The organism is Streptomyces sp. NPDC046215 (genome assembly GCF_040646215.1).
Taxonomy (GTDB): domain Bacteria; phylum Actinomycetota; class Actinomycetes; order Streptomycetales; family Streptomycetaceae; genus Streptomyces; species Streptomyces stramineus.
This window is the reverse complement of sequence record NZ_JBEYZW010000053.1, coordinates 38646-49666: the sequence shown is the minus strand read 5'-3', so window position 1 is coordinate 49666 and position 11021 is coordinate 38646. Positions and strand designations below refer to the sequence as shown.

The following is an 11021-nucleotide window of genomic DNA, read 5'->3' as shown; positions in this document are numbered from 1 at the left end:
TGCCGCCCTTGGTGACGTTGAAGCCGAGCGTGCACCGCCCGGTGGTGCCGGTGCCGGTGCCGTAGATCGCCTCACCGCCCGCGATGAACCGGGTGCCGCCAGCCAGGCACGCGGCGCAGCGTCTGCGCCCCCAGGACGGCCAGGCCCACCGCCAGCCACACCCCGCCCACGATCTGGGCCGCGGCCGACGCCTTCACCAGGACGGCGATCACCACGGCCAGACCCAGCAGCGGCACCACCACGTGCCGCACCGGGCGCGGCCTGCCGCCCTGCTTGCGGACGGCGAACCAGCTGATCACCGACAGGTGCAGCAGCCCGAACGCGACCAGGGCGCCGACGTCGACCACCGACACCAGCCGGTCCAGGCCGTCGTCCCGCCGGGCCGCCCACACGGCCGCCACCAGCGTGACCGCCGCCGCGCCCAGCAGCGCCGGGCGCGGCACCCCGGAGCCCCGGTCGACCTTGGCCAGCAGCGGGGGCAGCCGGCGGTCGCGGGCCATGGCGAACAGCAGCCGGCCCGCGGCCGCCTGCCCGGCCAGGGCGGCGAAGGCGGCACCGATCGCCTTGCTGGCGGCCACCAGGTCGTGCAGCCAGGTGCCCGTCGAGGCGTCGACCGTGTCGTAGAACGCGGAACCCTGGCTCCCCGGCTTCGCCGCCAGCTCCGCGGGTGACATGGGGGCCAGCAGCGACGCCAGGTACGTCTGCAGGACGAACAGCACCCCCGCCGCCGCCAGGCAGGTGAGCACGGCGCGGGCGACCCGCGCCGAGCCCCCGGTGGCCTCCTCCGCGAACGCGGCGATCGCGTCGAAGCCCAGATACGACAGCACGGCCACCGACACGGCCGTGAGCACCGCGCCCGCGGAGAACCCGCCCTCCCCGCTCAGCGGCGAGAGCCAGCCCCGGCGGGCGCCGTCCGTGGCGAGGGCCACCGACGCGGCCACCACGAAGACCAGCAGGACGGCGATCTCCATGATCAGCACCAGGAAGCCCACCGCCGCGGCGGTCCGCACGCCCCACAGGTTCAGCCCGGTGGTGACGACCACGGCGAGGGCCGTCCACACCCACTGCGGGACGGCGGGCACGAGCGCGTGCATCGCGATCCCGGAGAAGAGGTAGGCGACCGCGGGGATCAGCAGGTAGTCGAGCATCGCCATCCACCCGGCGACGAACCCCGGCCCGTCCCCGAGCCCCACCCGCGCGTAGGTGTAGACCGACCCCGCCCGGGGCGCGACGCGCACCATCTGGGCGTACGAGAAGGCGGTGAACGCCATCGCGACGGTCGCCACGAGGTAGACGAGGGCGACCGCGCCGTGCGACGTGGCGTCGAGCGTGCCGAAGATGCCGACCGGGGCCATCGGGGCGATGAAGAGCAGGCCGTAGACCACCAGGTCCCGGAAGGACAGCGTCCGGCGCAGCGCGTCCCGGCCGCCGGTGGGTGGTGTCGCCATGGGCCCCTCCCTCGGTGGGAACCGGAACGGGATCAGGTGGGAACTAACGGGTGCAGACGGGTCTCTGCGGTCATCGTGCCCCAGCTCCGGCAGCCGTGCCGGTCAAGAGGGATCACCGCGGCGGGGCCCGTACGATGGACGGCATGACTTCTACGACCGCCCGCAAGGTCCTGCTCGCCGCCCCCCGTGGCTACTGCGCGGGTGTGGACCGTGCAGTGATCGCCGTCGAGAAGGCCCTGGAGCAGTACGGGGCCCCTGTCTACGTGCGCCACGAGATCGTGCACAACAAGTACGTGGTCAAGACCCTGGAGAAGAAGGGCGCGATCTTCGTCGAGGAGACGGCCGAGGTGCCCGAGGGCAACATCGTCATCTTCTCGGCGCACGGTGTCGCCCCGGTCGTCCACGAGGAGGCCCGGCGCGGCAAGCTCGCGACCATCGACGCGACGTGCCCCCTGGTCACCAAGGTCCACAAGGAAGCCGTCCGCTTCGCCGACGACGATTACGACATCCTCCTCATCGGCCACGAGGGCCACGAGGAGGTCATCGGCACCAGCGGCGAGGCTCCGGACCACATCACCCTGGTCGACGGCCCCGGTGACGTGGAGAACGTGACGGTCCGCGACGAGTCCAAGGTCGTCTGGCTCTCCCAGACCACCCTCTCCGTCGACGAGACGATGGAGACCGTCGACGCCCTCAAGGGCCGCTTCCCGCAGCTGATCAGCCCGCCGAGCGACGACATCTGCTACGCGACGCAGAACCGGCAGATCGCGGTCAAGCAGATGGGCGCCGACGCCGATCTGGTGATCGTGGTGGGTTCCAAGAACTCCTCCAACTCCGTCCGCCTCGTCGAGGTGGCCCTCGGCGCGGGCGCCCGCGCCGCCCACCTCGTGGACTTCGCGGAGGAGATCGACGAGGCGTGGCTCGAAGGCGTCGGCACGGTCGGTGTGACGTCGGGCGCCTCGGTGCCGGAGATCCTCGTCGAGGGCGTCCTGGAGTGGCTCGCCGAGCGCGGCTACGACGACGTCGAGACCATCACCGCCGCCAAGGAGTCCATCACCTTCTCGCTGCCCAAGGAGCTCCGCCGGGACCTGCGGGCCGAGGCGGCGGACCTGTCGGCGGCGGACCCGTCGGCGGAGGGCCGGGCCGGCGCCTGAGGCGAGGCCGCCTGTCCTTCGTTTTCCCGGCTTCCTCGGCCGTCCGAGGGGTGTCCGCCGGTGCCACCCCTTAGCGTGGTCGTCATGAACGTATTCGGCGTGGACATCGGCGGATCGGGCATCAAGGGCGCACCGGTGGATCTGGAGCGGGGCGAGCCGGCCGAGGAGCGGTTCAAGGTTCTCACCCCGCGCCCGGCCACCCCGGACGCGGTCGCGGACTGTGTGCGGGAGGTCGTGGAGCACTTCGGTCACGCCGGGAAGCCGATCGGGGTGACGTTCCCCGGCGTGGTCCTCGGCGGCACGATCCGCACGGCCGCCAATGTCGACAAGGGGTGGGTGGGCCAGGACGCCTCCCGGCTGCTCGGCGAGCGGATCGGGTCCCCCGTGACCCTCCTCAACGACGCCGACGCCGCCGGTCTGGCCGAGATGTACTTCGGCGCGGGCCGCGGGCGGCGCGGCACCGTCGTCGTGCTCACCTTCGGTACGGGCATCGGCAGCGCCGTCTTCACCGACGGCAAGCTCGTGCCCAACACCGAGCTGGGCCATCTGGAGCTGGGCGGCCATGACGCGGAGAAGCGCGCCTCGACCCGGGTCAAGGAGGACGAGGACCTGAGCTGGCAGCACTGGGCCCGCCGGGTGCAGCGGTACCTCGCGCACGTGGAGATGCTCTTCTCGCCCGAGCTGATGGTGATCGGCGGCGGGGTCAGCCGCAAGGCGGAGAAGTTCCTGCCGCTGATCAAGGGCATCAGCGCCGAGATCGTGCCCGCTCGTCTTCAGAACAACGCGGGGATCGTGGGGGCCGCGATGGCCGCCGCCGCTGCCGGGTCCGCTCCCGGGCCCGCCGCTTGATCAGCGCGATCCGGCGGATCAGGGCGACCAGGGCGGCCAGCAGGGTGCCGGAGTAGAGCCATCCCGCGTTCAGGGACAGCAGCGTCACCAGCCCCATGGCGTGCCCGGCGAGGCCGCCGGAACCGCCGGTGAGGGGGACCGCGCCCGCCGCGAAGGCGATGGGCGCGGTCACCGGCGCCGTCACCAGGTCGGCCGGCCGCACCCACAGGGCGCAGATCACCGACGCGAAGAGGAAGAACGCCCCGTAGGCGGTGCCGGAGCCGCCCATGGAGTCGATCAGGGCGCCGACGGCGAGCATCCACAGCGTGGTGAGCAGCCCCGCGCCGAGCCCGGTCAGCCGCGGCCCGCGGCCGAGTGCCCGCAGCGGCGGGGAGGCGCGCCCGGCCCGGTAGACCGCCGCGCTCTCGCCGGGCCCCACGGGGGTGGCGGGCCTGGGCACGGGGGTCGCACGGCGGACCTTGCGCTGGGGGATACGCGTGCTCGGTTGCTCCACCCGACCAAAGTAGGTCGAGAACCGGGAGGAATCCGTCGTTGGACACGCCGTTTGAGCCACCTTGGGCGCGCGTTCGACTGATAGTCCGCCCGGGGCGGTCGCGGGGCGGGGACCCGTAGACTGGATGACCGGCCCGCCGTGGGCCGCGGACCCTTTACACCCTTCCCGGGGATGGCGTCGGCCGACCTGCCGTCGACCTCCCCCGGGAATCTCGCTACGGGAAGTCGCCACGTGTCGCTCACGATCGGAATCGTCGGTCTGCCGAATGTCGGCAAGTCGACCCTGTTCAACGCCCTGACCAAGAACGACGTGCTGGCGGCCAACTACCCGTTCGCCACCATCGAGCCCAATGTCGGCGTCGTCGGCGTCCCCGACCCCCGCCTGCAGAAGCTGGCCGAGATCTTCAACTCGCAGAAGATCCTCCCGGCCACGGTCGACTTCGTCGACATCGCCGGCATCGTGCGCGGCGCCTCCGAGGGCGAGGGCCTGGGCAACAAGTTCCTCGCGAACATCCGTGAGTCCGACGCGATCTGCCAGGTCATCCGCGCCTTCAAGGACGAGAACGTCGTCCACGTCGACGGCAAGGTCTCGCCCAAGGACGACATCGAGACCATCAACACCGAGCTGATCCTCGCGGACCTCCAGTCCGTGGAGAAGGCCGTCCCGCGCCTGACCAAGGAGTCCCGCCTCCAGAAGGAGAAGGTCGCCGTCCTCGCCGCCGTCGAGGCGGCGAAGGAGATCCTGGAGTCCGGCCAGACCCTGTTCTCCGCGGGCATCACCAAGGGCACCGAGCGCGGTGACCTCCTGCACGAGCTGCACCTGCTGACCACCAAGCCGTTCCTCTACGTCTTCAACGTCGACGAGGACGAACTGGTCGACGAGGACTTCAAGAACGAGCAGCGCGCCCTGGTCGCCCCGGCCGAGGCCATCTTCCTCAACGCGAAGATCGAGTCCGAGCTGATCGAGCTGGACGACGACGAGGCGCTGGAGCTCCTCCAGTCCATGGGCCAGGAGGAGCCGGGCCTCGCCACCCTGGGCCGCGTCGGCTTCGCCACCCTGGGCCTGCAGACCTACCTGACGGCCGGCCCGAAGGAAACCCGCGCCTGGACCATCAAGAAGGGCGCCACGGCCCCCGAGGCGGCCGGTGTCATCCACACCGACTTCCAGAAGGGCTTCATCAAGGCCGAGGTGATCTCCTTCGACGACCTGGTCGCCACCGGCTCCGTAGCGGAGGCCCGCGCGGCGGGCAAGGCGCGCATGGAGGGCAAGGACTATGTGATGGCGGACGGGGACGTGGTGGAGTTCCGCTTTAACGTCTGACGCCACAGCGAAAGGCCCGCCGCCCCCGTATGCCGGGGCGGCGGGCCTTTCGCGTTCCGGGCTCCCGTCCGCTCAGCCGAAGAACGCCAGGAGTTCGCGTGCCACCGCCTCCGGCTGTTCCTCCACCAAGTAGTTGCGGGTCTCCTTGATCTCCGCCATGCGGACGTCCGTGCCCTGGGTGGGGAGGACCTTCTCCATGTACTCGAAGAACGTGCCGTAGGCCAGGCCCAGCATCGGCGCGGAGACCTTGCCGTAGCTCTTGAAGTCCTCGATGTCCTGTTGGTACGCCTGGAACCAGCTCTGGCTCGCGCGGATCGCCTCCGGTGAGGAGTACGCCCGCGCGTAGACGTCCCGGTCGTACGAGGTGATCGCCTCGGGGTTCACCAGGCTGAGGCCGAACATGTAGTCGATCAGGTGGCGGTACCTGCCGTCGGCGAGGAGCTGCTCCGGGAGTTCGCGCACCTGGTGGAAGGCGAGCCACCAGCGGTGGGGGCCCTTGTCGCCGGGGCGCGGGACCATGGGGAAGTCGTAGTAGCTCTCGTCGATGTGGGTGGTGTTGAGGATCGCCACCTTCTCCGTGGCCTCGGGGTGGTTGTTCGCGAAGGCGAACGCGACCATGGCCCCGATGCCGTGGCCGGCGATATTGATCTTGCCGTGGCCGAGGTGGCGGGCCAGCTCGTGGATGTCCCGGGCCATATTCTTCTTGTCGAAGCCGGACTCGGGCTTGCCCGATCCGCCCATGCCGCGGATGTCCACGGCGATCACCCGGTAGCGGGCCGCCAGGGCGGGCATGACCTTGCGGTACTCCCACCAGGTCTCGGGCCAGCCGGGCAGCAGCACCAGCGGCTCGCCGTGGCCACCGGTCACGTAGTGCAGCCGGACGCCGTTGACGTCCGCGTACTCACTGCTGAAGTCGCCGTCCAGCGACGCCGCGAGCTCGGCGTCCTGATCATTTGCGTTCCGCGACATGGCGCGTCCCCCTCGAATGAGCTGTTCCGTGGCGAAGCCGGACCGAGGCCGCATTCCGGAGAGGTGGCGATTCGGCCGACCTGAGTGGGTTTGAACATCCAACTGTGTGACTGGGGCGACGTTAGCAAGATCCAGACCGCTCGGGCTGTGACGGCCGCCACGTCGGGCGTCGGCGGTTTTCTTGAGGAGGTCGTCACAGTGAGTGATGAGGTCGTATACCGCTCGGTGAGCGCGCGGCGCATAATTGCGGAGGCGTCGGCGACTGATGCTCACCGCCTTTGCGGACGTTTCGGCGGTCACGCGTCCCTGAACTGCAATTCACTACATCTAGCGAATCGTTGGCCTTTAGTTGCGGATGGCGACAGAGGGTTGCCAAGCTGTTGCGGACTGTCAACCTGTTGGGAGTGGCCGTGGCCTTCGGTGACCAGCCCGCATACCTCCGAGTCGCCGGTGATCTTCGGCAGAAGATCGTCGCAGGCGAACTCCCGCCGCACACCCGCCTCCCCTCGCAAGCCCGGATCCGGGAGCAGTACGGCGTCTCGGACACCGTCGCCCTGGAGGCCCGCAAGGTCCTGATGGCCGAAGGGCTCGTCGAGGGGCGGTCCGGCTCCGGTACCTATGTGCGCGAGCAGCCGGTGCCGCGCGCCCTGGCCCGCACGGGCTACCGCACGGCGGGTGAGTCCACGCCCTTCCGCCAGGAGCAGGCCGACAGCCGGGTCAAGGGCACCTGGGAGTCGCGCAGCGAGCAGGTGGCGGCGGACGCCGGTGTGGCGCGCCGGCTGCGGATCGCCACCGGCGACCGGGCGATGCGCACCGACTACCTCTTCCGCGCCGGCGGTGAGCCGGTGATGCTCTCCACCTCCTGGGAGCCGCTGGCCCTCACGGGGCGGACGCCCGTGATGCTGCCCGAGGAGGGCCCGCTGGCCGGGCGCGGCGTGGTCGAGCGGATGGCCGCCATCGACCTCATCGTGGACAACGTCGCCGAGGAGGTCAGCGCCCGTCCCGGCCTCGCGGAGGAGGTCCTGGCGCTCGGTGGGGTGCCGGGTCATTTCGTGGTCGTCGTCTCGCGGACGTACTTCGCCGGCGGCTGCCCGGTCGAGACGGCCGATGTCGTCGTCCTCGCCGAGCGCTACCGGATCGCTTATCACCTGCCGGTGAAGTAGTCGTGTCGGCTGGATGAACACTGCGCGACCCCGGCCGGAAGGAAGGGCTTTCGGCCGGGGGAACCCCCTTCGATGATCGGTACCCACGAGTAGGAACTGCGTAGTTCGCCCCGCTCTGTCGTGTTATGACAGGGCGGGTTTTTCTGTTGCAAAACTCACATACGCCCAGGTCAAGGGCTTTTCGCGGAATGTGATCGTCCAAATCGCTCGTAGGATGGCGCGGTTTGTGTCCTGCCCATGAGGGAGTAGAAAGCAAAGGAGATCCGGGGTTTGAGTACCGAGCAGGGTTCCCACTCCAATTACCGCCGGACCCTCGGTCCGGTAGCCCTGACGGCCGTCGGCCTCGGGTCGATCATCGGCTCCGGATGGCTCTTCGGCGCCGAACGGGCCGCGGCCATCGCCGGTCCCGCGGCGATCGTCGCCTGGGTGATCGGTGCGGTCGTCGCGCTGACCATCGCCCTCACCTACAGCGAGCTCGGGGCGATGTTCCCCAAGGCCGGCGGCATGGTCCGCTACGGCCAGTACTCGCACGGCTCGCTCGCCGGCTACCTCGCGGCCTGGGCCAACTGGATCGCGATCGTCTCCGTCATCCCCGGTGAGGCCACCGCCTCCGTCCAGTACATGAGCTCCTGGGACTTCAGCTGGGCGCACGGCCTGTACGACGGCAAGGAGCTGACCGGCACCGGAGTGGCGGTCGCCAGCGTCCTGCTCGTCTTCTACTTCTTCCTCAACTGGTTCGCGATCACCCTTTTCGCGAAGACCAACAACGCCATCACGGTCTTCAAGGTCGTCGTCCCGATCCTGACCGCGGGCGCGCTGATGATGGCGCACTTCGACACCAGCAACGTCAAGGACCACGGCGGCTTCACCCCGAACGGCTGGAGCGCGGTCTTCACCGCCGTCGCCGTCTCCGGCATCGTCTGGGCCTACAACGGCTTCCAGTCCCCGCTGAACATGGCGGGTGAGGCGCGCAATCCCGGCAAGTCGCTCCCCAAGGCCGTCATCGGCTCGATCCTGATCGCGCTCGTCATCTACGTCGCGCTGCAGCTCGCCTTCCTGATGGCCGTCCCCGCCGCCGACCTCTCCGAGGCGGGCGGCTGGGTGAACCTCGGCTACGACTCCCCGCTGGCCGACCTCTCGCTGGCCTGGGGCCTGAACTGGCTCGCGATGCTGCTGTACGCGGACGCCTTCATCTCCCCGTCCGGCACCGGCATGATCTACGCCGCCACCACCTCGCGCATGATCCACGGCGTGCAGGAGAACGGCCACCTGCCGGGCGTCTTCGGCAAGGTCGACCCGAAGACCGGCGTGCCGCGCCCCGCGCTGCTGCTCAACCTCGCCGTGGCCTTCATGTTCCTGGCGGTCTTCCGCGGCTGGGGCTCGCTCGCCGAGATCGTCTCCGTCGCGACGGTCATCTCCTACATCACCGGCCCCGTCGCCGTGATGTCGCTGCGCCGCATATCCCCGGGCCTCAAGCGCCCGGTCAAGCTGCGGGCCATGCCCGTCATCGCGCCCATCGCCATGGTCTTCGGCTCGCTCGTCCTGTACTGGGGCCGCTGGCCGCTCACCGGCAAGGTCATCCTGATCATGGCCGTCGGGCTGCCGGTGTGGGCCTGGTACGAACTGCGCAAGCCGTGGGCCGTGCTCAAGCCGCACCTGCTGGCCGGTGCCTGGGTGGTCGCCTACCTGCTGGTCATGGCGTTCGTGTCGTGGGCCGGCGGCACGGAGTTCGGCGGCAAGGGCTACCTGGCCCCCGGCTGGGACGTCGCCGTGGTCGCCGTGATCGCCCTCGTCTTCTACGTGTGGGGCGTGCGCAGCGCGTGGCGCAACCCCTCGCTGGTGGCGGTCGAGAAGGAGATGGAGCAGGAGGCGGCCGACGAGGCCGCCGCGGAAGCCGAGGCGGCCCCGCTCTCCAAGGCGTGACCGCAGGACGCAGACACCCCGCAGGGGGCGACCACAGGTGCCGGACCGGCGCCGTGGCCGCCCCCTGCGGCGCGTTCGGGAGCGCACCGGCCCCCAAGGCGGCGCGGGGCGCCCCGAGGGAGCACAGCGTGGCCAAATGCGTGCCTCTTTGTAAGAAACCGTATCCGCTGCGTAAAGGTCGGGCGTACGCTCAGGCATATGCGGACTGCGGTTTCTCCGGGAAATGCCAAAGGGCGTGCGCCGGTGCGGGTGCCGCCGGGAGGGCAGGGGCGATGACTGACAGCGGCGGACCGATCCTGCCCTGGCTGGTGATCCGCCAGGACGACAACGGCAACCGCTACCGCGTCGGGCGATACGCCACCAAGACCGAGGCCGAGCAGGTGGTGGACCGCCTCGGCATCAGCGGCCGCCGGCACCACTACATAGTCGAGCGGGTCGGACGCGCCGTCACGTGAGCTGCGGCCCCGCGAGCCCGCCGTGGCCCGCGCCGGTCCGGTTCGTAAGACACGCCCTAAGCTGCCGGTCATGACGACGGCGCGGGTAGTGGTGGGCGGAGCGGTGTTCGACCGGGGGCGGCTGCTGGCCGCCCGGCGCAGCGCGCCGCCGGAGCTCGCCGGCCGCTGGGAGCTCCCCGGGGGCAAGGTCGAGCCCGGCGAGAGCGCCGAGCAGGCGCTGGTGCGGGAGCTGCGCGAGGAGCTCGGCGTGGAGGTCCGGCCCCTGGAGCGGATCGGCGGGGAGTGGCCCCTGCGGCCGCCCTATGTGCTCCAGGTGTGGACGGCGCGGCTGCTCAGCGGTGAGGCCCGCCCGCTCCAGGACCACGACGAACTGCGCTGGCTCACCCCCGAGCGGGTGGACGAGGTCGACTGGCTCGACCAGGACCGCCCCGCGGTGGCGGCGGCCGCGCGCCTGCTCGCCGGAGCGCCGGCCGGCCCGGACGCCCCGGCCGGCCGGTGTGAACCCCGCTCACGTCGCTGACCGGCTACGCCATACGTGTCACAGCTGACGACTGGGGACCACCAAAGAAGATAGTCGGCCCGTCGGACCGGGTATGTGCTGATTATTCTCCCCTTACTCGGGCAAACCCGACGGGGCCGCAGCGGTCTGGGAAGTGGTCGGCGTGAGCGACAGCGCAGGGACCCTGGCATGGCCCCCCGGCTTCGCCGAGTGGAGCTTCCCCGCCGAACCCGGTGCCGTACGGACCGCGCGCGCCCTGGTGCGCGACACCCTGGAGGAATGGGGGCTGACCGCGGTCACCGATGTGACGGTCCTGCTGGTCAGCGAGCTGGTCACCAACTCCCTGCGGTACGCCAGCGGGCCCATCGGCGTACGGATGTACTCGCACGCCGGCCCCACCCTCCTGGTGGAAGTCTCCGATCCGCTGCCCGATCCGCCCACCGAACGTGTCGCCGAGCCCGACGACGAGGGCGGGCGGGGCCTGCAATTGGTGGCATGCGCCTCCCTCCGCTGGGGAACCCGCCGGGGCAACACCGGCAAGACCGTGTGGTTCGAGCTGAGCCTGCCCGGTTAGGAACCCGGTGAGGAGACATAGCGGGTCGAGACCGTGCTGTGATCGTGAAGTCCGTGTTCCGAAGGGCCCCTGTGCTGGATACTCGGCCTTCTGATGCCGGTGCGAGCACATGAGCCGGAGGGGACGGGCACGTGAGCGAAAAGCCAGCGGGTACGGCGAGCGGTACGCCGGAGG

At 70.4% G+C, this 11021-nt stretch carries 11 protein-coding genes; 8 read left to right on the top strand and 3 right to left on the bottom strand.

Annotated elements, in window-relative coordinates; all coding sequences use genetic code 11:
- Positions 1-71 precede the first annotated feature (71 nt).
- Positions 72-1448: an APC family permease gene (locus tag ABZ951_RS22360; RefSeq protein ID WP_361280526.1), complete on the bottom strand. Its 1377-nt coding sequence runs from the start codon at positions 1446-1448 to the stop codon at positions 72-74.
- A 143-nt stretch (positions 1449-1591) separates the two neighbouring features.
- On the opposite strand from ABZ951_RS22360, the gene ABZ951_RS22355 reads away from it, so the two are divergent.
- Entirely contained in the window at positions 1592-2602 is a 1011-nt protein-coding gene (locus tag ABZ951_RS22355; protein WP_344095540.1) for a 4-hydroxy-3-methylbut-2-enyl diphosphate reductase, read from the top strand.
- A gap of 84 nt (positions 2603-2686) precedes the next feature.
- A complete protein-coding gene (gene ppgK, locus ABZ951_RS22350; RefSeq protein ID WP_344095542.1) occupies positions 2687-3451 on the top strand; it encodes a polyphosphate--glucose phosphotransferase in 765 nt (254 codons plus the stop codon).
- Here ppgK and ABZ951_RS22345 read toward each other — a convergent pair.
- Positions 3348-3944 (bottom strand): DUF6542 domain-containing protein, encoded by a 597-nt coding sequence (locus ABZ951_RS22345; protein WP_344095544.1) that lies wholly within the window; start codon positions 3942-3944, stop codon positions 3348-3350. The genes ppgK and ABZ951_RS22345 overlap by 104 nt on opposite strands.
- A 231-nt stretch (positions 3945-4175) precedes the next feature.
- On the opposite strand from ABZ951_RS22345, the gene ychF reads away from it, so the two are divergent.
- Positions 4176-5264, top strand: coding sequence for a redox-regulated ATPase YchF (gene ychF / locus ABZ951_RS22340; RefSeq protein ID WP_344095546.1), 1089 nt, complete (start codon positions 4176-4178; stop codon positions 5262-5264).
- A gap of 72 nt (positions 5265-5336) precedes the next feature.
- Here ychF and ABZ951_RS22335 read toward each other — a convergent pair whose 3' ends face one another.
- Complete coding sequence (locus ABZ951_RS22335) at positions 5337-6233, bottom strand: alpha/beta hydrolase (RefSeq protein ID WP_344095548.1); 897 nt, start codon at positions 6231-6233, stop codon at positions 5337-5339.
- Positions 6234-6643: 410 nt separating this feature from the next.
- On the opposite strand from ABZ951_RS22335, the gene ABZ951_RS22330 reads away from it, so the two are divergent.
- The 5 genes from ABZ951_RS22330 to ABZ951_RS22310 all read left to right on the top strand — a co-directional run bounded on the left by ABZ951_RS22330 (position 6644) and on the right by ABZ951_RS22310 (position 10847).
- Positions 6644-7396, top strand: coding sequence for a GntR family transcriptional regulator (locus ABZ951_RS22330; protein ID WP_344095558.1), 753 nt, complete (start codon positions 6644-6646; stop codon positions 7394-7396).
- 270 nt (positions 7397-7666) lie between these two features.
- The gene (locus ABZ951_RS22325; protein ID WP_344095550.1) at positions 7667-9319 is read left to right on the top strand and encodes an APC family permease; all 1653 of its coding nucleotides are present in this window, start codon (positions 7667-7669) and stop codon (positions 9317-9319) included.
- 272 nt (positions 9320-9591) lie between these two features.
- Positions 9592-9774, top strand: coding sequence for an SPOR domain-containing protein (locus ABZ951_RS22320; RefSeq protein ID WP_344095552.1), 183 nt, complete (start codon positions 9592-9594; stop codon positions 9772-9774).
- A gap of 70 nt (positions 9775-9844) precedes the next feature.
- Positions 9845-10294, top strand: coding sequence for a (deoxy)nucleoside triphosphate pyrophosphohydrolase (locus tag ABZ951_RS22315; protein WP_344095554.1), 450 nt, complete (start codon positions 9845-9847; stop codon positions 10292-10294).
- A 133-nt stretch (positions 10295-10427) separates the two neighbouring features.
- A complete protein-coding gene (locus ABZ951_RS22310; RefSeq protein ID WP_344095556.1) occupies positions 10428-10847 on the top strand; it encodes an ATP-binding protein in 420 nt (139 codons plus the stop codon).
- The last annotated feature ends 174 nt before the right edge of the window (positions 10848-11021 follow it).

Excerpts from the sequence above, each read along its gene's own strand:
- ABZ951_RS22355 (WP_344095540.1), top strand. The coding sequence starts at position 1,592 with ATGACTTCTACGACCGCCCGCAAGGTCCTGCTCGCCGCCCCCCGTGGC.
- ABZ951_RS22335 (WP_344095548.1), bottom strand. The coding sequence starts at position 6,233 with ATGTCGCGGAACGCAAATGATCAGGACGCCGAGCTCGCGGCGTCGCTG.
- ABZ951_RS22320 (WP_344095552.1), top strand. The coding sequence starts at position 9,592 with ATGACTGACAGCGGCGGACCGATCCTGCCCTGGCTGGTGATCCGCCAG.
- ppgK (WP_344095542.1), top strand. The coding sequence starts at position 2,687 with ATGAACGTATTCGGCGTGGACATCGGCGGATCGGGCATCAAGGGCGCA.
- ABZ951_RS22360 (WP_361280526.1), bottom strand. The coding sequence starts at position 1,448 with ATGGCGACACCACCCACCGGCGGCCGGGACGCGCTGCGCCGGACGCTG.
- ABZ951_RS22315 (WP_344095554.1), top strand. The coding sequence starts at position 9,845 with ATGACGACGGCGCGGGTAGTGGTGGGCGGAGCGGTGTTCGACCGGGGG.